This is a genomic window from Quisquiliibacterium transsilvanicum (assembly GCF_014202215.1).
In the GTDB taxonomy this organism is placed as follows: domain Bacteria; phylum Pseudomonadota; class Gammaproteobacteria; order Burkholderiales; family Burkholderiaceae_E; genus Quisquiliibacterium; species Quisquiliibacterium transsilvanicum.
In genome coordinates this window covers 53,330-77,349 of sequence record NZ_JACHGB010000009.1, presented here as the reverse complement: position 1 = coordinate 77,349, position 24,020 = coordinate 53,330, and the positions used below count along the sequence as shown (strand labels likewise).

The 24,020-nt window shown below is 70.8% G+C and carries 13 protein-coding genes, 1 pseudogene and 1 riboswitch; of the genes and pseudogenes, 2 read left to right on the top strand and 12 right to left on the bottom strand.

What is annotated here, in order from left to right; translation table 11 throughout:
• Positions 1-61: 61 nt before the first annotated feature.
• Positions 62-269, top strand: a riboswitch (cobalamin riboswitch).
• Positions 270-426: 157 nt separating this feature from the next.
• Positions 427-3,252 (top strand): ribonucleoside-diphosphate reductase subunit alpha, encoded by a 2,826-nt coding sequence (locus HNQ70_RS19360; protein ID WP_183970725.1) that lies wholly within the window; start codon positions 427-429, stop codon positions 3,250-3,252.
• Positions 3,249-4,394, top strand: a complete 1,146-nt coding sequence (locus tag HNQ70_RS19355; RefSeq protein WP_183970724.1) for a ribonucleotide-diphosphate reductase subunit beta — start codon at positions 3,249-3,251, stop codon at positions 4,392-4,394. The genes HNQ70_RS19360 and HNQ70_RS19355 overlap by 4 nt, the downstream gene beginning before the upstream one ends.
• Before the next feature lie 11 nt (positions 4,395-4,405).
• Here HNQ70_RS19355 and HNQ70_RS19350 read toward each other — a convergent pair.
• The 12 genes and pseudogenes from HNQ70_RS19350 to HNQ70_RS19295 all read right to left on the bottom strand — a co-directional run.
• A pseudogene (locus tag HNQ70_RS19350) lies at positions 4,406-4,536 on the bottom strand (VapC toxin family PIN domain ribonuclease); the annotation flags it as partial.
• 176 nt (positions 4,537-4,712) lie between these two features.
• Entirely contained in the window at positions 4,713-6,029 is a 1,317-nt protein-coding gene (aceA, locus tag HNQ70_RS19345) for an isocitrate lyase (protein WP_183970723.1), read from the bottom strand.
• A gap of 300 nt (positions 6,030-6,329) precedes the next feature.
• Positions 6,330-7,613, bottom strand: coding sequence for an EAL domain-containing protein (locus HNQ70_RS19340; RefSeq protein ID WP_183970722.1), 1,284 nt, complete (start codon positions 7,611-7,613; stop codon positions 6,330-6,332).
• A gap of 31 nt (positions 7,614-7,644) precedes the next feature.
• Entirely contained in the window at positions 7,645-10,647 is a 3,003-nt protein-coding gene (locus HNQ70_RS19335) for a PAS domain-containing protein (RefSeq protein WP_183970721.1), read from the bottom strand.
• Positions 10,637-13,588 (bottom strand): ATP-binding protein, encoded by a 2,952-nt coding sequence (locus tag HNQ70_RS19330; protein WP_183970720.1) that lies wholly within the window; start codon positions 13,586-13,588, stop codon positions 10,637-10,639. Before HNQ70_RS19330 ends, HNQ70_RS19335 begins: the two co-directional genes overlap by 11 nt.
• Positions 13,585-14,883, bottom strand: a complete 1,299-nt coding sequence (gene nosR / locus HNQ70_RS19325; protein ID WP_183970719.1) for a response regulator c-di-GMP phosphodiesterase, NosR family — start codon at positions 14,881-14,883, stop codon at positions 13,585-13,587. The genes HNQ70_RS19330 and nosR overlap by 4 nt, the downstream gene beginning before the upstream one ends.
• Positions 14,876-16,381 (bottom strand): sensor histidine kinase, encoded by a 1,506-nt coding sequence (locus tag HNQ70_RS19320; protein ID WP_183970718.1) that lies wholly within the window; start codon positions 16,379-16,381, stop codon positions 14,876-14,878. Before HNQ70_RS19320 ends, nosR begins: the two co-directional genes overlap by 8 nt.
• A complete protein-coding gene (locus HNQ70_RS19315) occupies positions 16,378-18,438 on the bottom strand; it encodes a putative bifunctional diguanylate cyclase/phosphodiesterase (protein WP_183970717.1) in 2,061 nt (686 codons plus the stop codon). Before HNQ70_RS19315 ends, HNQ70_RS19320 begins: the two co-directional genes overlap by 4 nt.
• Complete coding sequence (locus HNQ70_RS19310) at positions 18,439-19,098, bottom strand: response regulator transcription factor (RefSeq protein WP_183970716.1); 660 nt, start codon at positions 19,096-19,098, stop codon at positions 18,439-18,441. It lies immediately after the preceding gene.
• Positions 19,095-20,207: an ATP-binding response regulator gene (locus HNQ70_RS19305; protein WP_183970715.1), complete on the bottom strand. Its 1,113-nt coding sequence runs from the start codon at positions 20,205-20,207 to the stop codon at positions 19,095-19,097. Before HNQ70_RS19305 ends, HNQ70_RS19310 begins: the two co-directional genes overlap by 4 nt.
• On the bottom strand, positions 20,194-20,619 hold the full coding sequence (locus HNQ70_RS19300; RefSeq protein WP_183970714.1) for a response regulator: 426 nt from the start codon (positions 20,617-20,619) through the stop codon (positions 20,194-20,196). The genes HNQ70_RS19305 and HNQ70_RS19300 overlap by 14 nt, the downstream gene beginning before the upstream one ends.
• A gap of 34 nt (positions 20,620-20,653) precedes the next feature.
• On the bottom strand, positions 20,654-24,004 hold the full coding sequence (locus HNQ70_RS19295) for a PAS domain S-box protein (protein WP_183970713.1): 3,351 nt from the start codon (positions 24,002-24,004) through the stop codon (positions 20,654-20,656).
• Positions 24,005-24,020: the final 16 nt, after the last annotated feature.

Genomic DNA, 24,020 nt, shown 5'->3' with positions numbered 1-24,020 from the left:
ATCCATCCGCGCCAACGAACCTGCCGGCCCCCCGGTTTGACAGCCCACGGTCGCGCCGCTAACCTGCCCCGCTGTTCATGGTTGCCTGCCGGAGACGGCAGGCATGAAAAGGGAATCCGGTGCCACGCCCGCGCGTGAAGTCCGGAGCTGCCCCCGCAACTGTCGACGGCGAGTCCTGCGCCTCCCCATGCCACTGGATGCAATCCGGGAAGGCTGGCGCAAGACGATGACCCGTGAGCCAGGAGACCTGCCATGAGCGCCACCTTCAACAGTTTGGGGCGGGGTGTCCCTGACAAGAGGCATGGCTCACACCATTTCGCTTGCCCGTTTTCCTGATGGACCGACGCTGCCGCCTGACTGCAGCATGGCGGTGACGCGTCACGTCGGTCCATCGGAGATCCGCCCCGTTCGCACCGGATCTCCACCATGCAAGAACCCCCCAGCATCGATTCAGCCCCGGATCTCGCGTCCGCGCACGCCAGCTTCCGGGTGGTCCGCCGCAATGGCACGGTAGTCTCCTTCGACGCGGACAAGATCGCGCTCGCAATGAGCAAGGCCTTCCTCGCGGTCGAGGGCCACAAGGGCGCGGACTCCTCCCGCGTGCGCGACCTGGTCCCCAGGCTGACCGGGACCGTGGTCGACGCCCTCACCCGCCGCATCCCCGACGGCGCCACCCTGCACATCGAGGACATCCAGGACCAGGTGGAACTGGCGCTGATGCGCTCGGGCGAGCATGACGTGGCGCGCGCCTACGTCCTCTACCGGGAGCGGCGCGCGGCCGAGCGCGCGGCGCCCAGGGACGCCGGCCAGAGCGCCCCGGTGCCGACGCCCACGCTGCACGTGCTCGACGGCGACGTGCGACGTCCACTCGACCGTGCCGCGCTGCTTTCGGTGTGTCGCGATGCCTGCGAGGGGCTCGCAGACGTCTGCGCCGACACCGTCCTCGATCATGCGATTCGCGATCTCTACGACAGCGTGACGATGACCGCGGTGCGACAGTCGCTGGTGCTGGCCGCACGTACGCTGATCGAGCGCGAACCGGACTACGGCCATGTCGCGGCGCGCCTGCTGCTGTCCGCGGTGCGTGCCGAGGTGCTGGGGCGCGAGGCCTCGCATGCGGAGATGTCGAGCCCCACGGGCGGCTACCGCGAGTGCTTTCCGCAGGCCATCCGCCGCGGAATCGACGCCGAGCTGCTCGACCCGCGGCTCGCTGAGTTCGACCTCGACCGACTCGCCGCGGCCCTGGCGCCGGAACGCGACCTGCAGTTCGACTACCTCGGCCTGCAGACGCTCTACGACCGCTACTTCCTGCACGTTGACGAACGCCGCATCGAGCTGCCGCAGACCTTCTTCATGCGCGTGGCAATGGGCCTGGCGCTGAACGAGATCGATCGCGAGGCACGCGCGCTCGAGTTCTACCACCTGCTGTCGCGCTTCGACTTCATGTGCAGCACGCCCACGCTGTTCAACAGCGGCACGCGCCACCCGCAGCTCTCGTCCTGCTACCTGACCACGGTGGCCGACAGCCTCGAGGACATCTACCAGTCGATCAAGGAGAACGCGCTGCTGCAGAAATTCGCCGGTGGCCTGGGCAACGACTGGACTCCGGTGCGCGCGCTCGGCAGCCGGATCAAGGGCACCAATGGACACAGCCAGGGCGTGATCCCCTTCCTGAAGGTGGTCAACGACACTGCGCTGGCGGTGAACCAGGGCGGCAAGCGCAAGGGCGCGGTCTGCGCCTATCTCGAGACCTGGCACCTGGACATCGAGGACTTCCTCGAACTGCGCAAGAACACTGGCGACGAGCGGCGCCGCACTCACGACATGAACACGGCCAACTGGATTCCGGACCTGTTCATGAAGCGGGTGCTGGCGGAAGCCGAGTGGACGCTGTTCTCGCCGGTGGACGTTCCGGAGCTGCACGAGACCTTCGGCCCGGCCTTCGAAGCGGCCTACCTTGCAGCGGAAGCCCGCGCGGCGCGCGGCGAGATTCCGCTTCACAAGAAGCTCCCGGCGGTGCAGCTCTGGCGCCGGATGCTGACGATGCTGTTCGAGACCGGCCACCCGTGGATCACGTTCAAGGACGCCTGCAACCTGCGCTCGCCGCAGCAGCACGCGGGCGTGGTGCATGGCTCGAACCTGTGCACCGAGATCACGCTGAACACTTCGGCCGACGAGACCGCGGTGTGCAACCTCGGTTCGGTCAGCCTGCCGGCGCACCTGGCCCGCGACGCCGGCGGCCGCTGGACGCTGGACCACGGCCGACTGCAGCGCACGGTGCGCACCGCGATGCGCATCCTCGACAACGTGGTCGACCTGAACTACTACGCCACGCCCAAGGCGCGCACCGCCAACCTGCGCCACCGTCCAGTGGGGCTTGGAATCATGGGCTTCTCGGACACGCTTCACCAGATGGGGCTGGCCTGCGCGTCGCACGCCGCGGTGGAGTTCGCCGACCGATCGATGGAGGCGGTCTGCCACGCGGCCTACTGGGCGTCGACCGAGCTGGCCGAGGAGCGCGGCGCCTATTCCAGCTTCCGCGGCAGCCTGTGGGACCGGGGCATCCTGCCGCAGGACAGCCTCGCGCTGCTCGCCGAGGCCCGCGGCGTCGGGCCCGACGGCAGCGTTCTGCTGGAGGTGGACCGCTCCTCGTCGCTCGACTGGGGCGCACTGCGCGAACGGATCGTTCGCCATGGCATGCGCAACTCGAACTGCGTCGCCATTGCGCCGACCGCCACGATCTCCAACATCGTCGGCGTGTCGGCCTCGATCGAGCCGGACTACCAGAACCTCTATGTGAAGTCGAACCTCTCGGGCGAGTTCACCATGGTCAATGCGCACCTGGTGCGCGAGCTCAAGGCCCTCGCGCTGTGGGACGAGGTCATGGTGGCGGACCTGAAGTATTTCGATGGCTCGGTGGCGCGCATCGACCGGATCCCCGCCGCGCTCAGGACACGCTATGCGACGGCCTTCGAGATCGAGCCCCGCTGGCTGGTCGAAGCCGCGGCGCGCCGGCAGAAATGGATCGACCAGGCGCAGTCGCTGAACCTCTACGTGGCGGGCGCCTCCGGCCGCAGGCTGGACGCACTCTACAGGCTGGCCTGGCTGCGCGGCCTGAAGACCACCTACTACCTGCGCAGCCTCGGCGCCACCGCGATGGAGAAGACCGGGGCCCCTCCGTCACAGGCTGCGGACGAGCCCGCACCGATGGCCTGCTCCATCCTCGACCCGGAATGCGAGGCCTGCCAATGAGCGCGTTCTTCGATGACTGGGACCGCCCGGCGCCGCGGCAGACCGGTTGCGCTTCGGGCAGCGCACCCGGCAGCGGCGCCGCTGCAGGGCAAGCGCCAGGCGTGCCCGGCGCGGGCACGGCCGCGCACGCTTCGGCAGCCGCCCCCGTGCGCGCCTCCGACAAGCGTGTCGTCAACGGCCAGGGCGACATCAACCAGCTCGCTCCGTTCAAGTACCCCTGGGCCTGGCGCTTCTTCCTCAACGCCAACCGCAATCACTGGACGCCGCTGGAGATCCCGATGGCGCAGGACGTCCACGACTACCACCACCGGCTCACGCCCGCCGAGCGCCACGTGTTCGAGAACGTACTGGCCTACCTCACCACCTCGGACATCCTGGCGATGCGCAACATCGGCCTGGCGGTGATGGAGAAGATGACCGCTCCCGAGCTGCAGGTCTACCAGGCGCGCCAGGTCTACGAGGAGGCCCTGCACACCTGGACCTACCAGCACTGCATCGAGAGCCTGGGCTTGGACCAGCAGGAGATCTACAACCGCTACCGCGTCGTGCCGGAGATCCACGGCAAGATCTCGCTCGCCAACCGCCTGCTCGAGCGCGCAATGCGCACCGATTTCGATCTGCGCGATCGCGGTAACCTGCACGAATTCGCGCTCTCCTATCTGTTCTTCGCGGGCATCTTCGAGGGCTGCTGGTTCTACAACGGCTTCTCGCCGATCTTCGCGCTGCAGCGCCGCGGCCTCATGAAGGGCACGGCCGAGCAGCTGCAGTACATCATGCGCGACGAAGTGATGCATTGCGCGTTCGGCATCCGCACGGTGCGCACGCTGCTCGCCGAGGAGAATCTGCAGCTCGATCCCCTTGCCGTCGCCCGGCTCTGGGAAGAGGCCGAAGCCGCCGAGTCCGCCTACGCAGGCTACCTGCTGCGCGAACCCATCCTCGGCTACTCGGCGTCCCTGCACATGGGGCAGTTCCGCTTCGTAGCCAACCGCCGCGCGCGGCAGCTGGGCGTGGCCGAGCCCTTCCCCGGCGCGCAGAACGTCCTGCCCTGGCTGGACGAGCAGTCCAATCTGCGCAAGGAGAAGAATTTCTTCGAGACGAGGGTCACCGAGTACCAGACGGGGGGCGCGCTGGCCTGGGAGTGAACGAGGCTGGCTCACGGCGCCTGGAAGATCCACGGATCGAGCAGCGCCACACCCGTGCCACCGAAATCCGCCACGTTTCGCGTGACCACGGTCATCTCCCATGCACCAGCGCCGTGGCCGCGATCAGGCAATCGCGATCGGCTGTGCCGGTCAACTGCCGATCGCGCTCGCAGGAGAGCAGCACATGGGAGGCGCGGCCGCGGTCGGTGATGACGACGGGCCCGGTCGCCGCAGCCTGCTTCGCGGCCCACTACCGGCGCGCCAAAAGAAAAAGACCGGCCAAGGCCGGTCCTTTTCATGCTGCAGCGAGAAGCGCGCTTACGCGGCCTTCTTGCCCTTGCTGTCGAAGAACTGTTCGTCTTCGGTCGAGCCCTTCAGCGCGGCGGTGGAGGCCTCGCTCTCGACGGTGGTGGTCACCGCGTCGAAGTAGCCGGTGCCGACTTCGCGCTGGTGCTTCACCGCGGTGAAGCCGCGATCGGCGGCGGCGAACTCGGCTTCCTGCAGTTCGACGAAGGCGCTCATCTGGTTGCGGGCGTAGCCGTAGGCCAGGTTGAACATGCCGTAGTTCAGGGCGTGGAAGCCGGCCAGCGTGATGAACTGGTACTTGTAGCCCATCGCGCCCAGCTCGCGCTGGAACTTGGCGATAGTGGCTTCGTCCAGGTTCTTCTTCCAGTTGAACGAGGGCGAGCAGTTGTAGGACAGGAGCTTGCCCGGGAACTGCTTGTGGATCGCCTCGGCGAACTTCCTGGCGAACTCGAGGTCGGGCGTGCCGGTCTCGCACCAGATCAGGTCGGCGTAGGGCGCGTAGGCCAGACCGCGCGAGACGGCCTGGTCGAAGCCGTTCTTCGTGCGGAAGAAGCCTTCGACGGTGCGCTCGCCGGTGAGGAAGGGCTTGTCGTTCTCGTCGACGTCGGTGGTGACCAGGTCGGCGGCTTCCGCGTCGGTACGGGCCAGCAGCACGGTGGGCACGCCCAGCACGTCGGCGGCCAGGCGGGCGGCGACCAGCTTGGAGACGGCTTCACGGGTGGGCACGAGAACCTTGCCGCCCATGTGGCCGCACTTCTTGGCCGAGGCGAGCTGGTCTTCGAAGTGCACGCCCGCGGCGCCGGCTTCGATCATGGACTTCATCAGTTCGAAGGCGTTCAGCACGCCGCCGAAGCCGGCTTCCGCGTCGGCCACGATGGGCGCGAAGAAGTCGACGTAGCCCTCGTCGCCGGGGTTCTTGCCTTCCATCCACTGGATCTGGTCGGCGCGCGTCAGCGTGTTGTTGATGCGACGCACGACCGCCGGGACCGAGTTGGCGGGATACAGCGACTGGTCCGGGTACATCTCGCCGGCCAGGTTGGCGTCACCCGCGACCTGCCAGCCGGACAGATAGATGGCCTTCAGGCCGGCCTTGACCTGCTGCATCGCCTGGTTGCCGGTGAGGGCGCCCAGCGAATTGACGAAGGGCTCGGTGTTGACCAGGTTCCAGAGCTTCTCGGAGCCGCGCTTGGCCAGCGTGTGCTCGACCTGCAGCGAGCCGCGCAGGCGTACGACGTCCTCGGCGGTGTAGCCGCGCTTGATGCCGCGCCAGCGCGGGCTTTCGGACCATTCTTTCTGAAGCTTCTGGGCTTCGAGTTCACGCGAGGACATGAGCGACTCCTGACTTGGATGTTGAAAAGGAAATGCCTGAAAACAGGAAAACGGAACCGGGAAATGAAAGGTGGCTGGGACCGCGCACCGGCCCGGGCCGGGGGTCCTGCAGCGAAGGCGATAAGTTAGCGGGTTTTTCTGCAGCGCAACAGCATTTTGTCACTTTTCTGCAGCAATGGAAACTCGCTTCGATTCAACGACTTGAACGTCATGTTCCACGATACGGAACAGTCTGTTCCAGCATGAAAAACGCTGCTGGTGCAGTGCACTGCCAGCGTTTCACATTGCGGATTCTGATTCTCAATGCGCAAAACCGCGTCTTCCGGAACGGCGCCGCGCGAGCCACCCGGGGATCTCCGCCGCCGGCATCGGCCGGCCGATCAGGTAGCCCTGGGCGAGGTCGCAACCCACCTGGCGCAGGTAGTCCAGCGCGCGCTCGTCCTCCACCCCCTCGGCGGTGCAGCGCAGCCCCAGGCTGTGGCCGAGCTCCACCACCGAGCGCACCACCGCGCGCGACTCCTGCGAACGGTTCAGCGTCATCACGAAGGAGCGGTCCACCTTCATCTCGGAGAAGGGCAGCCGCACCAGCTGCAGCATCGAGGAGAAGCCGGTGCCGAAATCGTCGATCGAGAGCTGGAAGCCTTTCATCCGCAGGCGGGTGAGCAGGTCGAGCGACGCCACCGGGTCCTCCATCGCGCTGGTCTCGGTGAGCTCCAGGATCAGCCTGGACGGCGCAATGCCGGCGGCGGCGCAGCGGGCGTCGATGCGGTCCGCGAGCTGCATGTCGCGCAGGCTGCGCGCCGAGATGTTCACCGACAGCGACACCGCGCCTTCGACCTGCAGCGCCTGCACGGCCCCTGCCCCCGCCGGGCCTGGGAAACTGCGCCCGAACCAGGGCAGCGAGAGATCGAGCACCCGGTCGGTGAGCGCGTCGATCACGCCACCCTCCTCGGCCACCCGCACGAAGCCGCCCGGCGAGACCAGCCCGCGCAGCGGGTGGCGCCAGCGCACCAGCGCCTCGAAGCCCGCGAGCCGGCCGGACGCGCAGTCGATCTTCGGCTGGTAGTGGACCTCGATTTCGTGGTCGGCGAGCGCCCGGCGCAGGTCGTCTACGGTGACGACGAAGGTTGCGGAAAGCTCCGCGCCGAACCCGCCCAAGGGGAACGTGGCGCCGGCCCCGGCGCCGGCCCCGGGGATGGCGCCAGGCGCCAGCGGGGCATCCGCCAGCAGCGCCCGCAGCGCCGCAGGCGAGAACGGCTTGGCGAGCACTCCGGCGATGTCCAGCCCGTGCTCCTCGGCGGAGCGGCCTGCGGCGTCGAGCACGCGGCTGCCCACGCCGCTGGTGACGATGATGCGGGCGCGGCAGCCGCGCCGCGCCAGCTGCACCATCACCTCCACTCCGTCCATACTGGGCATCACCAGGTCGAGCGCGATGTGGGTCGGCGTCCATTCGTCGACCAGCGCGAAGAAGCGCTCCGGATCGGTGGTGAACCGGGTGTCGAAGCGCACGGTCTCGGCGATCAGGCCCATGGTCTGCCCGATCGACGGATCGTCGTCGAGGATCAGGAGTCTCCGACCGCTCACGATCGCCCCCTGGCCTGCGAAAACTGCCGCCTCATGAGTCGAGCGCAAGCCGGACCTTGCGGGCGAGGTCCGCGCGCCGGTAGGGCTTGCGCAGCAGCTGAACGCCGGGGTCAAGCCGCCCGTCGTGCACGATCGCATTCTCGGCATAGCCCGAGGTGTACAGCACCTTGAGCCCGGGCCGCATCTTCGCCGCCTCCTCCGCCAGCTCGCGCCCGGTGAGCCCGCCCGGCATCACCACGTCGGTGAACAGCAGGTCCACCGGCTCGCCGCGGCGCAGCACCTCCAGCGCCTGCGCGCCGTTGCCCGCCGCCAGCACGCGGTAGCCCATCGCCGCCAGCTGCTCCTGGCCGAAGCCGCGCACCAGCTCGTCGTCCTCCACCAGCAGCACGGTTTCCTCGACGGCGCGAACAGGCTTCGCCTCGGCCGACGCGGCCTGCGGCGCCTCCGGCTCGGCCCGCGGCAGGTACATCTTCACCACGGTGCCCTGGCCCGGAGCCGACTCGATGCTCACGTGGCCGCGGGACTGTCTGACGAAACCGTACACCATGCTGAGCCCGAGGCCCGTGCCCTTGTCCTTGTCCTTGGTGGTAAAGAAGGGCTCGAACACCCGGGGCAGGTCCTGCGGCGATATCCCCGCGCCGATGTCGGACACCCGCACCTCCAGGTAGCGGCCCGGCTCGACGTCGCCATGACGCGCCGCGTAGGCCGGGTCGATGCGGACGTTGGCGGTGCCGATCGCCAGGCGCCCACCCGCAGGCATCGCGTCGCGAGCGTTCAGGCACAGGTTCAGCAGCGCCCCCTCGAGCTGCGACGGATCGACCAGCGCCGGCCAGGCGTCTTCTGCCGGCTCCAGCACCAGCTCGATGTCCTCGCCCAGCGTCCGGTGCAGCAGCCCCTGCATTCCCGCCACCAGGCGGTCGACGTCGGTCGCCTGGGGCTCCAGCGCCTGCCGCCTGGCGAAGGCCAGCAGCCGCTGCGTGAGTTCGGCGCCGCGCTGCGCCGCCCCGGAGATCATCTCGGCAAGCGCCCGCAGGCGGGTATCTCCTGCCAGCTCCTCGCCGAGCAGCTCGGCGTTGCCCAGGATCACGGTGAGCAGGTTGTTGAAGTCGTGCGCCACGCCTCCGGTCAGCTGTCCCATCGACTCCAGCCGCTGCGATTCCTCGAGGCGCTGCTCGAGGGCGATGCGCTCGCTGACGTCGGTCATTCCGCCGACGATGCGCAGCGCCCGGCCCTGTTCGTCGCGGATCACGAAGCCGCGATGCGCGACGCGGGCAACGCTGCCGTCGCTGCGCAGGAACCGGTACTCGGCCTGCCAGTGGCTCTCCTGCCCCTCGGCCAGCCGGCGCAGTCCGTCGAGCACCCGCTCCCGGTCGTCGGGGTGGAGCCGGTCCGGCCAGGGACGCCCGCCGCCTGCCGCCTCGCCGCCCGCGTAGCCGAACAGCCGCTCCATTCCCTCGCTCCACCAGACAGTGTCGGCGCCGAGATCCCAATCCCAGATCGCATCGGCGATCGCGCGGGCCACGTTGGCGAAGCGCTCCTCGTGCAGGCGGCCCTGCTCCTGCGCCTCCCGGCGCCGGGTGACGTCGTGGAAGTAGACCGCGAGCCCCTCGTCGCCAGGGTAGACGCGCACCTCGTACCAGCGTCCGGACAGCGCGACCTGCTCCTCGAACTCCATGGCGCGGCCCTGGGTCAGCGATTCGCGGAAGACGCTCTCCACTCGGGTGCCAAGCAGCTCCGGCCAGGTCTCCCAGATCACCGTTCCGGCCACGGCCTCGCGCGGACGCTGCATCAGCCGCTCGGCGCGCCGGTTCACGAAACGCAGGCGCCACTCGCGGTCCAGCGAGAAGAATCCGTCGCCGATGCTGTCCAGCGTGGTGGAGAGCCGGTCCGCTGCGCGGCTCGCCTCCTGCTGCAGCCGGGTGGTCTCGTCGACGTCGGTGGTGGTGCCGTACCACTTGATCACCGCGCCCGCCTCGTCGCGGATCGGCTGCCCTCGCGACAGGTGCCAGCGCCAGGCGCCGTCGGCGCGCCGCAGCCGGTACTCCACCCGGTAGGGCGCCTCCGACGCCAAGCTGCGCATCCAGGCCTGGCGCATCGCCTCCCGGTCGTCCGGGTGCACGGCCAGCCGCCAGCGCGCCCGGGGCGGCTCGCCTTCGCCCAGCGACCCGATGTAGTCGTAGAAGGCCCGGCTGGAGTAGTCGACCACGCCGCTCGGCGACGCGGTCCAGACGATCTGCGGCATCGCGTCGGCCAGGTCGCGGAACCAGCGCCGGCTCTGGTAGGCAAAAGCCTCCTCGTGCTTCTCCAGGCTGAGATCCTGAAGCGCGCCCTCGACGCGGACGATCGCGCCATCGGGGCCGCGCACCGCCTGCCCCATCGCCCGCACCCAGATCGCCCGGCCGCCCTGGCCCGAGAGCTGCGCCTCCTCGTCGAAGGGCGTGCCCTCGCGCACGCAGGCCTCGAAGGCCGCCCACAGGCGGGCCTGCGACTCCGGCATGTAGCGCTCGATGGCGTCGGCGAGCGTGGGCTGAGTGCCGGGCGGCACGCCGTAGATCCTGCAGGTTTCGTCCGACCAGGTGATCTCAAGGTCGGGGACCGATGCCGCCCAGCTTCCCAGGTGCGCCACCCGGTTGGCCGCCTGCACCAGAAGCAGCTGGTGGCGCAGCGACTGCCCGGACTCCGCGAGCGCCTCGCGCGAGCCGCGCAGTTCCTCGATATGGCGCAGCACGCGCACCGCGAGCCCGGCCGAGATCGCGATCGCGAGGATGGACAGCACCCGGTTGGCGACGACGTCGGCCATGGCGATGCCCGCGTGCGCAGCCGGCGAGAGCAGCCCGCCGGCCACCGTCAGCGCCACCGCGCCCGCCGCGCTCCACAGCACGAAACGCTTGTTGCGGCTGAGCGCCGCGAGCAGCACCACCGGCATGTGCAGCGTGCCGTGCGCGAAGCCCAGCGGCGTCAAGGTGTCGGCGGCGAACACCCCGAGCAGGCACACCGCGGTCAGCACGTACCAGAGGGTCCGATCAGCCCGCATCGAGCGTCTCCCTCAGCTTGCGCGCGAGGTCCGAGCGGCGGAAGGGCTTGCTCAGCAGCTGCACGCCGGGATCGAGCCGTCCGTGGTGGACGATGGCGTTCTCGGTATAGCCGGACATGTAGAGGACCTTCATCTCCGGCGCGATCAGGCGCGCCCGCGCCGCGACGTCCCGCCCGGACAGGCTGCCCGGCAGCACGACGTCGGTGAGCAGCAGGTCGAAGCCTGGCTGCTGCCGGAGCCGCCGCAACGCCCCCTCCCCATCCTCGAAGGCCTCGACCTCGCAGCCCAGCGCGATCAGGCTGTCTTCGGTGTGCCTGCGCACCAGCGCATCGTCCTCCACCAGCATCACCCGGCGCCGCGTCGCGGGCCGCTGCGGCGGCTCGGGCTCCGGCGGCGGGCGGAGCGGCTCGGCGCCGGGCGCCGCGCGCGGCAGGTAGACCTTCACCGTAGTGCCTTCGCCCGGCTCGCTGTAGATCCTGGCGTGCCCGCCCGACTGGCGCGCAAAGCCGTACACCTGCGGCAGGCCGAGCCCCGAACCCTTGCCCGGCGGCTTGGTGGTGAAGAAGGGCTCGAAGGCGCGCGCCACCTCGTCCGCAGACATGCCGTGGCCGGTGTCCGAGACCGCGATCATCACGTACTGGCCGGCAGACATCTGGTTCGCCTCGGCGTAGTCCGCATCCACCGACACGTTGCCGGTCTCTATGGTGAGCCGGCCGCCCTGGGGCATCGCGTCGCGGGCGTTGATCGCCAGGTTGAGGATGGCGTTCTGGAGCTCGTGCGGGTCGGCCGAGGCCTTCCAGAGGCCGCTGCCGCGCACCAGCTCGATGTCGACGTCCGCGCCGAGCGTGCGCCGCAGGATGCCCTCGGCTTCGGCGACCAGCTCGCCCACGTCCACCGCGCGCGGATCGAGCGGCTGGCGGCGGGCGAACGAGAGCAGCCGGTGGGTCAGCGCCGCCGCGCGCTCGCCCGCTTCGCGGATGCCCTGCGCCTGGGCGCGCACGCCCGGCGCCGCGCCCTCCAGGTGCTCCAGCAGCGAATCCGCGTTGCCCAGGATCACGGTGAGCAGGTTGTTGAAGTCGTGCGCCACCCCTCCCGTGAGCTGGCCGACGGCCTCCATCTTCTGCGCCTGGCGCAGCCGCTCCTCGGTGTCCACCTGCCGGCTCACGTCGATGAAGTAGACGGTGAGGCCGGCGTGATGCGGATACGCACGCACCGAAAACCAGCGCCTCAACGGCGGGAAGTGGAACTGGAAGCTGCGCAGCTGCCCGGTCGACACGGCCAGCTCGTACTCCTTCTGCGCGATGCTGCCGGCCGCCTCCGGGAACTCGTCCCAGATCCGCCTGCCGAGCAGGCTGTCGCGGCTGCGCTCCAGCACCCGCTCCGCCTCGGCGTTGAGGAAGGTGAAGCGCCAGTCCCGGTCCACGACGAAGACCGCGTCGGAGATCGACGCGAACACGCTCTCCACCTCGGCCCGCGCCGCCACCGCCTGCTGCAGCGCCTGCTCGCGGGCCCGGCTGGCCAGGAAATTCTCGAGAACCGCGCCCGCCAGGCTCGCCAGCTGCGCCATCTCGCTGAGGTCGTCCGAGGTGAAACGGCCGCGCAGCTTGCCGGTCAGCGCGATCCGGCCGAGCTGGCGGCCGTGGTGCGCGGTCAGCGGAACCAGCAGGCTGTCGCCGACGATCCGCGGTGCTGCGTCCTGCGGATCGGCGCCTCGGGAAGCGGCGTCCGGAAGGCCGCCGCCGGTCGCACTTGCCCCGCTCGCGCGCTCGACGGATCCGGGCTCACCGGATGCGCCTGCGTATGCCTCTGCACTGGCATCGCGCACGCCGATCAGCCGGCGCGACACCTGGGCCAGCCGCGACATCAGGCTGTCGACGTCCGGCTGCCTGGCGAGGTCCTGGAACGCGCCGGCCAGCAGCTTCAGGTGCTCGGAGCGCCGGGTCTCCCAGCGGCGCCGGCGCGACAGATGCACCCAGGTGGCGTACGAGGCCGCCGCGAACATCGCCAGCGCCAGCCCGACCACCGTGCCCTGGAAGACCGCCCGGCGGCGCCATGCGCCCAGCACCTCGTCGCGTCCCAGCCCGACGTAGACCAGCGCCCTTGCATCGGCAACCCGCTCGAAGGCGGTGATGCGCTCGACGCCGTCGGCCTGCGACGCGGCGACGAAGCTGCCGCGCTCGCCGGCGAGAAGCCGCTCGCGGAACACATGGGTGTCCGACACGTCCATGCCGATGACGTTCTCGGTGAGCGGGCTGCGCGCGACGATCACGCCGTCGCGGTTGAGCAGGCCCACCACGCCGTCTTCGCCGGTCTTGATCGCCGAGTAGAACTCCAGCAACTGGTCGATCGAAACCGCGGCGGCGATCACGCCCGCGAAGCGGCCATCGGAGTCCTCCAGTCGGCGGGTGACGTTGAAGATCCAACGGTCGCGCGCATGGCCAACCCTGCCCATGCGCGGCGGCCCGATGTAGAGGCCGGCGTCCGCTGCGTCGCGATGGGCCTGGAATTCGGGCTGGACGGAGAGATCCACCGGCGCCACCCCGGGCGCGCGCGAGCTGGCCCGCAAGCCGCCGCGGGCGTCGAGAACGAAGAAGGCGAAGGTGGAAGGCGATACCCGCTGCCGCGCAGCGAGCATCCGGTGCAGCGCGCCGGGATCCCCCGCGACCGCCGGATCGCGCAGCGCCTCGGCCACCGTGGCGATCGCGAAATCGATTCCCGCGAAGGCCTGGCGGGTGTGCTCGGCCAGCGCCTCGCTGAGGTTCTCGACGTCGCGGTAGGCGAGCGCCTCCACGTGCCTGCGGTCGGCAACGAGCTGCAGCGCAAGCACTGCCGCCAGCACCGCTGCCACCACCAGGTTGACCAGCACGAAGGCGCGCGCCGGGAGACGCCGGCGCGCACGGGCGGGCCGCGCAGGTTCGCCGCCCCGGCCGCGGCTGTTCACGCGAACACCCAGATCCACAGGAACTCGTCGCCCGAGGCCTCGAAGCGCCGGATCTGTGCGCAGATCTCCTCGTCGAGCAGGTGGTCCTGGCTGAGCAGCAGCGTTCCCGAGCCGGTGACCAGGTCCTCGGCGAGGCGCATTCCGGGCCGCAGGTCTGCGCTGGACACCAGCAGCTTGCGCGGCGCGGCCTCCAGCGGCTGGTTGGCATGGCGCAGCACGGCGTCCGCGCAGGCCTCGTCGTAGAGCGTGCCGCGCCGGCGCCGCAGCAGGTCGAAGGCCTCGGCCACCGACAGCGGCCGGTGCTCGATGACGCCCGCGAGGAGGTGCTCCAGGTCGGTGGCGACCCGCAGCAGGCGCGCGCCCAGCGGAATGTCCGCGCCGGCCAGCCCGTCCGGCGCCCCGCTGCCGTCGACGTTCTCGTAGAGGTGGCGCAGGATGCGCCCGGCGTTCGCCAGCGAGGGCAGCGCGATCAGGTGAGCCTCGCCGCGCTGTGGATGCATCCGGTACTGGACTCGCTCGGCGTCGTCGAAGGCCGCGACCGGCCGGCGCAGCAGATCGTCCGGCAGACCCAGCTTGCCGATGTCCTGCAGCAGCGCAGCGAAGATCACGTCGGCCAGCGCGTCAGGGTCCATGCCGAGCAGCGGGCCAACCGCCCGCACCCGCCGGGCCACGCGCCTGGGACAGCCCGCGGCGAGGCCGGAGCGCGACTCGATCAGGCTGGACAGCAGCCGCACGGTGCCGACCAGGTCGGATTTCAGGCGGCTGCCCGCCACTTCGAGCTCGGCCAGCGTTCGGCTCAGTTCCGCGGTGCGCTCGGTCACCCGCGCCTCGAGCGTGGCATTGGCGCTCGCCAGCCGCCGGTTCAGCTCCTGGGTCAGCTTGAGCAGCGAGTCGCGCTCGCGCTCGAGTTCGCGGCGGCCGATGCCCTCGCGCAGCGCCTGCTCAAGCTCGCGGTCGTCCCAGGGCTTGGACAGGTAGCGCAACACCTCGCCCTCGTTGACCGCGCGCACCGTGGAGGCCATGTCCGAATAGCCGGTCAGCAGGATGCGCACCGCGCCGGGAGCGATGCTGCGCGCCTCGCGCAGGAAGTCGGCGCCGTTCATCAGCGGCATCCGCATGTCGGAGACGATGGCGTCAACCGGCTCGCGGCGCAGCACCTCGAGCGCGGGCGGGCCGTCCTCGGCGGTGAGCACGTCGAAGCCGCGGGCGCGCAGCGTGCGCCGCAGCGCGCTCAGGATGTTGGGCTCGTCGTCGACCGCGAGCACACGGTACTGTCGCAGGTCCTGATCAGGCATGGGGTTCGTCTCCCTGTGGCGATGGCTGCGCGACGGGCAGCGCAATGCTGAAGGTGGTGCCGGCGCCCGGCGCGCTGCGGACCTCGATCGTTCCGCGGTGCTTGCGCACGATGGCATAGGACAGCGAGAGGCCGAGCCCCGTGCCCTGCCCGACCGGCTTGGTGGTGAAGAAGGGTTCGAAGATCCGGTCACGGATGTGCTCGGGAATGCCGCAGCCGTCGTCGGCCACCTCGATGCGGACCTGGTCGCCCTCATGCGCTGTGGACACGCGAATCTCCCCGCCGCGCTCGATCGCGTGGGCCGCGTTCACCACGAGGTTGAGGAAGACCTGGTTCAGCTGCGAGGGCAGGCACTGCACTTCGGGCAGGGGCCCGAGCTCACGCACCAGCCGTCCCTTGTAGCGGATCTCGTTGTTGGCGATGTTCAGGGTGCTCTGCAGCCCGGCGTTGAGGTCGGCCCACTCCCACTCGTCATGCTCGCCGCCGCGCGAGAAGTCCTTGAGGTCCTGGACGATCTTGCGCACCCGGTCGAGGCCTTCGCGGGTCTCGGCCAGCAGCGCGGGCACGTCCTCTACCAGCTCGCGCAGGCCCGGGTCCGCCTCCAGCGCTGCCGGGCCGAGGCTGGACTTGAGCCGGCCGAGCAGGCGCTCCAGGTAGCCCTCGAGCGTGCCGACATTCGAGTAGACGTAGCCGATCGGGTTGTTGATCTCGTGGGCCACGCCCGCGGCGAGCTGGCCGATCGCGGCCATCCGCCCGGACTGCTCCAGCTGCGCCTGCGCGTGGGTGAGGCGCGCGTTGATCTCCGCCATTTCGCGGTTCATCCGCGACAGGCTCTGGATGCGGCGCTGCTGGTCGTCATGCATCCGCGAGTTGTCGATCACCAGCGCAAGCATGCTGGCCATGATCGAGCCGCGCTGCAGGTCCTGCTCCTCGTAGCTGCGCAGGTCATCGTAGCGGTTGACCGCGAACACCCCCACCAGGCGCTGCTGGATTTTCAGCGGCCAGCACAGCGAGGACGCGGGGATGCGCCTGGCGGCCGAGCCCTCGGACGCTGCGGACGCGGCTGCGGCGGTGGTCTCGGCCAGCGCGCCCTGTGTGAGCAGCGGCAGGCCGTCGCGCGCCACGCGGCCCAGCACGCCCTGGCCGAGCCGCACGCTGCGCCCCAGCGCCTCGCCGGGCAGGTCGGTGGCGGCGACGATGCGCAGCTCGTCGGCATCGCCGAAGTACAGCGCGAGCGTGCCGCTCTCGGCGGCGAAGGCATCGACCACGTGGCGCAGCATGCGGCTGAGCGCGCTGTCCAGATCGGTGGCGTCGGCCGCGATCTGGCTGAGCGCGTAGAGCTCCTCGACCCAGGTGATTCGCGAGATCTGTTCGGTGGTGACGAAGACGTCGCCGAGGATCCGGCTCAGGTCGAGCGGAAGGTCCGCGCCCTCGCTCTCGGTGCGGCCGATCGCATAGAGCTGCTCGAGCCAGGGAATGGAGGATCCGGGTCCGCTCATGCTGCGCCTCGGGGAGGAAAGCCGGACGGCGCAGCGCCCGGCAGGAGCAGGGCCGCCGCCGCCGCGGTCATCGGGCGCGCCAGCAGGTAGCCCTGCAGCACGTCGCAGCCGAGCTCCAGCAGGATGCGCGCCTGATCTTCAGTTTCGACGCCTTCGGCGATCACCTTCTTGCCCAGCGCCCGCGCCAGCGCCACCACGCTGTCGACGATCGCCCTGGCCTGCGGCTGCGCCCCGAGCCCGAGGGTGAAGCGCCGATCCAGCTTCAGCGCCGACACCGGCAGCTCCCAGAGGTAGGCGAGACTGCTGTAGCCGGTGCCGAAGTCGTCCAGGTGGACCTCGATGCCGCGCCCGGTAAGTGCGTGCGCCAGCGCGGAGCCGCTGTGCAGGTCCTGCATCAGCAGCGACTCGGTGATCTCGACCTGCAGCAGCTCCGGCGGCAGCCGCCACCGGCGCAACGCGTCCTCGACCGCCGCCAGGAAGTCGCCGTTGGCGACCTGGCCGACCGACACGTTCACCGCGACCGGCTCGGCAGCAAGGCCGCGGTCCAGCCAGGCGCGCAGCTGCGCGCAGACCCGGTCCAGCAGCCAGCGCCCGAGCGGGACGATGGCGCCGCACTCCTCGGCGAGCGGAATGAACTCGTCCGGCGAGACGGCGCCGAGCGATGCGCTCTGCCAGCGCGCGAGCGCCTCGAATCCGCACAGCTGGCGCCCGACGGCGCTGAACTTCGGCTGGTAGACGATGCGGAAGGCGTCGTCGAACGCGCCCGAGCGCAGCGCATCGAGCAGCTGCTGGCGCCGCCGCTGCGCCCGGCCCAGCGCCGCATCGAACAGGCGAGCCCGGCCCGCGCCCTCCTGTCGCGCCACCAGCAGCGCCACGCTGGCGTTGGCCAGCAGCGCGTCGGGGCTGGCGCCGCCCTGCGGATGCAGCGCGATGCCGACCGAGGCGCCGATCCGCAGGCAGCCGTCGGCCAGGACGATCGGCGCCGACAGCGCCGCCAGCATGCCGTCGCAGGCGGCAAGCGCCTCATCGGCGTCGTCGGTGTCGAGCACCGCAACGAATTCGTCGGCGCCCATGCGCGCCACCGAGGCGCCTTGTGGGCGGCTGCCGACCAGCCGCGCCGCCACCTCCTTGAGCACCGCATCCCCGGCCCGATGGCCGCGCGCCTCGTTGATCGCGCCGAAGCGGTCCAGGTCGATGCTGGCCACCGCGAGGCGCCGCGTGCCGCGCCGCGCCGCGCTGCAGGCCTCGCCGAGCAGCTCGATCGCCGCGTCGCGATTGGGCAGGCCGGTGAGCGGATCGTGGCGGGCGAGGTGGGCCAGCCGCCGCTCGCGCAGGTGATCTTCGGTGACGTCGCGCAGGTAGACCGACACGCCCTCGCGGGCGGGGAACATCCGGGCCTCGATCCAGCGCGCGCCGGTCGGCCAGTACTCGCTGAAGATGCTGGGCGTCATCTCGCGCGCGGCACGCAATGCCCGCGCCTGAAGGCGCGTGCCCACGCCATCCGGGAAGGTCTCCCAGACCCCGGCGCCCACCAGCTGCGCCGCGGGGCGCTCGAGCAGCGCTTCCAGGCGCCGGTTGACCAGGCGCAAGCGGTGCTCGCGGTCGAGCGCGAAGAAGGCGTCCTCGATGCGGTCGAGCACGCCGGCCGTGCGGCGCTCGGCCTGCACGCGGGCAGTGACGTCGGTCTGCACGCCGACGTAATGGACAGGCAGGCCGTCGCGGCCAAGCACCGGCGACAGCACCAGCCGGTTCCAGAACAGTTCGCCGTCGCTGCGGTAGTTGCGCAGCGTCACGTCCACCGACTCGCCCTGCGCCAGCGCCTGCCGGATGGCAGCGAGCTCGGGCTGGCGCCGGTCGGTCCCCTGCAGGAAGGAACAGCTGCGCCCGAGCGTCTCGGCGGCCGGGTAACCGGTCAGACGCTCGAAGGCGGGGTTCACGTAGACCAGCGGCATGCCGGGCAGCCGGGCATCCGCGATCGTGATCGCGCTGCCGGCGGCCCGCATGCAGGCCGCCAGGATCACGGCGTCCAGCCCCTCGAGGCGATCGCGCGCATTCATTCAGAGCGGCCCTTCCGGATCGACCAGGCCCTTGCGCACCGCATAGAGGGTGAGGCCGGCGATGTCGTCGATGCCCAGCCGCTCCATCAGCCGCGCCCGGTGCGCCTCCACCGTCTTGGGGCTGAGCCCGAGATCGAAGGCGATCTCCTTCGTGGAAGCGCCCCGCGCGATCCGCACCAGCACCTCGCCCTGGCGCGGCGTGAGCTCTTCGTCGCCCGCGCCGCGGGCGCCGGCGGGCCGCAGCCCGGCCAGCACGCGGCTCGAGGCGCGCGGCGCCAGGTAGCTCTCGCCGCACATCACCGCCTCGATGGCGCGGCCCAGCTCGGAGGCCGACGCGTCCTTGAGCACGTAGCCGTCCGCGCCGCTCCTGAGCGCGCCCTGCACGAAGTCCGCGGTGTCGTGCATCGACATGACCAGGATGCGCAGGCCAGGATGGGACTCGCGCAGCGCAGCGATCGCACGGATGCCGTTCATGCGCGGCATCGACAGGTCGGTGATGACCAGGTCCGGCGCCAGGCGCGCGACAAGGTCGAGCAGCGCCAGGCCGTCGTCGGCCTCGCCGACGACTTCCAGCCCGCCAAGGTCGCCGAGAATTGCGCGGATGCCTGAGCGCACCACCTGATGGTCGTCCGCGAGCACGACGCGGGTCGCCTCGTTCATCGATGTCCTCCGTGTTCGTCCGTGGCCGGGAAGCGCAGGATCGCGCAACTGCCGCGACCCTGGCGCGAGACCAGCCGCAGCCGGCCGCCGGCCAGCTCGGCGCGCTCGATCATTCCGTACAGCCCGAAGTTCTCGTCGCTGGGCCCGCCCGCCAATGTCCCCGCCACGTCGAAGCCGCAACCGTCGTCGGCCACGATCAGCGTCAACGCCCCTTCCGGATGGAAATGCAGCCGCACCAGGACCTTGGCCGGCGCGGCGTGCCGGATCGCGTTCAGCACCGCCTCCTGGGCGACACGTACGACGGCGATCCAGCGCGGCGAGCCGTCGCGCGGCTCGGCGCCGCGCACCTCGAAGCGGCCGTGCACGCCGGCCGGATCGAGCAGGCGCTCGGCGGCGCCGCGCACCGTGGCCGACAGCCCGAGCAGCTCGAGCTGCGGCGGCTTCAGCGAGAACGACATGCTGCGCACCTGCTCCATGGCGGACCGGGAAAGCGTCAGCGCGGCCTGCAGGTTCTCGCGCGCCTGTCCCGGGTCGGCGCTGCGCTGTGCCGCGCCCAGCTGCAGGACGACGCCAGCCAGCGTCTGGCCGAGTTCGTCGTGCAGCTCGCGCGCGATCCAGGCGCGCTCGCGCTCCTGAGCATCGACCAGCCGTGCGGAGACCCGGCTCAAGCGCGAGTACGCCTGCTCGAGCTGGACCTGGACCCGCCTGCGCTCGCGCTCCAGCCGACGCTCGCGCAGCACCCGCTCGAGCCCCGCCGGGACGAGGTCGATACGGTTCTTCAGGAAGAAGTCGCAGGCTCCTGCGCGCAGCAGCGCCACCGCCGCCTCCTCGCCGACGGCGCGGGTCAGGACGATCAGCGGCACCTCGGGCTGGACGCTGCGGATCAGCTCGAGCGCGCGATAGGGTGAGAACGCGGGCAGCGAGTAGTCGCAGAGAACCGCGTCGACCGGATCGCTGAGCGCGACCAGGAAGCCCTGCTCGTCCAGCGCGGAACGCAGCGTGAAACGCATTCCGTGGCGCAGCAGGGCCAGCCGCAGCAGCTCCACGTCATCGGCCGAATCCTCGACCGCGATCAGGCGCAGTTGCGCGGCCTGATCAGGCGACGACATGCGCGCCCCCGTCCGGGGGTGAGCCGGGGTGTGACCAGTAGTTCGCCACGCCGTGCAGGGTCCTGGCCCAGTCGTCCAGGGTCAGCGGCTTGCGCAGGTAGATGTCGGCGCCCGCCTCAAGACTGGCACTGATGTCCTCGGGCGTCTCCGAGGTCGACATCATGACGATGGGGCAGCCCGCCCAGCGGCTGCGCTCGCGGATCCTGCGCACCGTGGCCGGGCCGTCCATGCCCGGCATCTTGACGTCGACCATCATCAGCACCGGCGCCTGCGCGGCCGCGTCGAGCGCCTCCAGCGCCTGGTTGCCGGAACTGACCGCGAGCACGTCGATGCCCGGAAACTCGCGTGCAAGCACGAGCCGCATCAGCGCCAGCTGGTCCTCGTCGTCGTCCACCAGCAGAATGTTCTTCACCGTCGTGCCTCCGTTTCGGTCCGCATGCGCGCCCTCACCTCGCCGGGCCGAGGGTGAAGGCGAACTTCGCTCCGCCCTGCTCCCCGGACTCCGCCCAGACCCTGCCCCGGTGCATGCCGACGATCCGGGCCACGATCGCCAGGCCGATCCCGCTGCCCTCGAATTCGTCGCGCCCGTGCAGGCGCTGGAAGGGCTGGAACATCCGCCCCGCGTACTCCGCGGGGAAGCCGACGCCGTTGTCGGCAAGGCTGAACACCGTCTCCTCGCCGGCTTCGCCGAGCACCTTCTCGACCTCGAAGCGCAGCCTGGACACCGGCTCGCGCGACGAGAACTTCACCGCGTTCCCGACCAGGTTCTCGAGCAGGATGCGCACCAGGTTCGGATCGGCGCGCACCTCACAGGCGGCGGGGGCCTCGAGCTCGATGTCGCGGCCCGGTTGCCGGTCGCGCTCGGCCTGGATCACTTCGCGCAGCAGGCCGACCAGCTCGAAGGACTGCGGCGCAAGCTCCTCCCTGCCCAGGCGCGACAGGGCGAGCAGGTCGGTGATCAGCGTCTCCATCCGACGGGCGTTCTCGGCGATGCGCCCGACGTAGTGCCGCGCCTCGTCGTCGATGCTGCCCACCTGTCCGTCCAGCAGCACGCCTGCGAAGCCCGCGATCACGTGCACCGGCGCCCGCAGGTCGTGCGACACCGAATAGGAGAAAGCTTCCTGGCGCTCGACCGCCTCGTTGAGCTCCTGCTGCACCGACTCGAGCTCGCCGACGTCGGTGTCGACGCCGACCCAGGACAGTACCGAGCCGTCGGCGTCGAATACCGGCGCGGCCGCCGTCAGCATCGAGTGGACCTGCCCGTCCCGGCCGCGGATGCGCCGGCGCATCCGCATCGTCCGCCGCTCGCGCGCCGCGTCGGCGAAAGCGCGACGGGTGGCGCAAACGTCAGCGGGAGGAAGCGCGTCGACCCAGTGCATGCCGAGCCAGCCGGCCTCGCGCTCGCCGACCAGCTCCTGCCAGCGCCGGCTCAGGAAGGTCAGGCGCCCGCGGGCATCGGCCTGCCAGATCACCTGCGGCGAGAGCTCGGCCAGCGTCCGGTAGCGCTGTTCGCTGATGCTGAGCGAGGCGGTGCGCGTGGCGACTGTCTCCTCGAGCGTGGCGTTGAGGCGCTCCAGCGCCCCGCGCGCGGCGAACTCTTCGGTCCTGTCGATCGGCGAGATGATGCGCATCCGGCGCCCGTCCATCTCGGTGGTGGCGCCATGAACCTCAACGCGCCGCAGCGTGCCGTCGCGACGGCGGCACCACAGCCCGCCGCCATACTCACTGCCGCCAAGGAGCTGGCGGCGGGCGACGTCGAGCTCGTCCCGGTGCTCGGGCGGCACCAGATCGGAGACCCGCATCGCGAGGAATTCCTCGCGGCCGTAGCCGAAGGCCTCGATCCCTGCCCGGTTGACGTCGGCGATCGCCCCGGAATCCAGGTCGTAGATCCACAGCGGCAGCGGGTGATCGTCGAACAGGTGCCGGTAGCGCGCCTCGCTGGCCCGCACCCGGTGCTCGGCGGTCCTGCGCGCGGTGGTGTCGCGCCCCACCGCCACCCAGTGCCCGACGATGCCGGCGCGCCCAAGGATCGGCGATACGTGCAGTTCCAGCCACACGCGGGCGCCATCCCTGAGGGTGAAGCCTATCTCGGTGCGCGAGGCCTCGCCGCGCAGCAGCGCCTCGACGACCTCTCGCTGCCGCTGCGGGTCGATCGCGGCCCCCTCGAACAATGTGCTTTCCGCCCCCACCAGCGAGTCGCGATCGCGGCCGACCAGGCGTAGCAGCGCCGGGTTCACCCAGACTACGCGCGGCTCCGCAGCCGTGTCGGGGCCGAGTTCGCCGATGACGACGATGTCGTCGGTGCCGCCCAGCGCCGCCTCGAAGAGCGCCACCTGCTCGCGTGAGGACTCCAGGTCGGTGACGTCCTGGGCGGTGCCCTTGAGCCGGGCGCGAGCGCCCTCGCCTGGGCCCACAGCCACATCTTCGCCCGCCGCCACCTGGCAGGCCTGCGCCCGCTGCTGGATGCGGCGCACCGTGCCGTCCGGGCGCAGGATGCGGTGGACCAGGTCCAGGCCGCGCCCGCCGGACAATGCCCCGGAGAACGCCGCCTCCAGCATCGCCCGCTCGGACTGCGGCGCCATCGCGACGAGCTCATCCAGGCTGTGGGTTGCGTCAGGCGCCAGCCCGAGGATGTCCAGCACTTCGGCCGAGCAGTCGAAGCGGCGACTGACCGGGTCGCATTCCCACGCGCCCAGGCGGGCCAGCCGCTGGGCCTGCTCGAGCTCCGCGCTGCGCGCGCGCAGGGTCTGCGCCACCGATTCGAGGACCCGCTGCTGCGAGCGCAGGCGCCGCAGGATCCCCGCGAAGGCCCGCGCCACGTCGCTCGACTCGCGGGCCCAGAAGCTCGGCACGCTCACGGCATCCGGGTCGTGCGCCGCGGTGCGCACCATCGCGTCCAGCGCACGGGAATCCGCGAGCAGCGAACGTCTGAGCAGCCAGACACCCAGCAGGCCGGAGGCCAGCGCCGCGAGCGCGAAGCCCGCGAGCGCCAGCGTCCCCCAGCGGCGCATCGGAGACTCGAAGGCATCCACCGGGGCGCTGACCGTCAGGAAGCCGACGTCGGCGTCGCGAAAGCGCACCCGCCGCGTCTCGCTGAACTCTCTGCCAGCCGGGCTGCCGTGCAGGGCCGCCGACACCGGCGCGCCGCCCGAGGAGGCGACCGGCGCGCCGTTCACGCTGACCAGTCGCACCTGAATCGGCCCGCCCGAGGCGGGAAGGAGCACCTCGGTGAGCGCCTCGGGACGGACCGCGAACTGCACCACCCCGGCAAACCGCCCCGCCCCGTCCTCGAGCCGACGGGCGAGGAAGACCGTGGGCTCGCCGGTGACCCGCGAGATGACACTCTGACTGACCACGATGCGGGCACCGGCCGCCGCATCGGCGAAGTGGGGACGGTGGGCCACCGAGAGCTCGAGGCGCGCGGGCGGCGTGGCGCAGCGATAGCTGCCGTCGGCACTGACGTAGCCGCCGCCGACGATCCAGCGCTGGGTCCTGGCCAGCCGCTCGAACAGCTCCGAGCAGCCCGTCCGGGCATCGACGCCGAGCGCGGGCAGCTGCTCGGCCGCCAGATCGAGGAGGTCTGCATAGGTGGCCAGGCGCAGCTGCAGCGCCTGCACCTGGGTCTGGGCAACCTCGTGCAGGAACTGGGCGCGACTGTCCTCATCGGCGCGGAAGCTGAGCAGCAGCAGCGCGACCGCATAGGCAAGCAGGGGCAGCAGCGCGAGGATGCCGACGCTGGCCACCTGCTGCACGACCGTGCTTCGCGGCCGGCGCGCATCGGACGGAACCATCGACATTCGGGAAATTTAACAC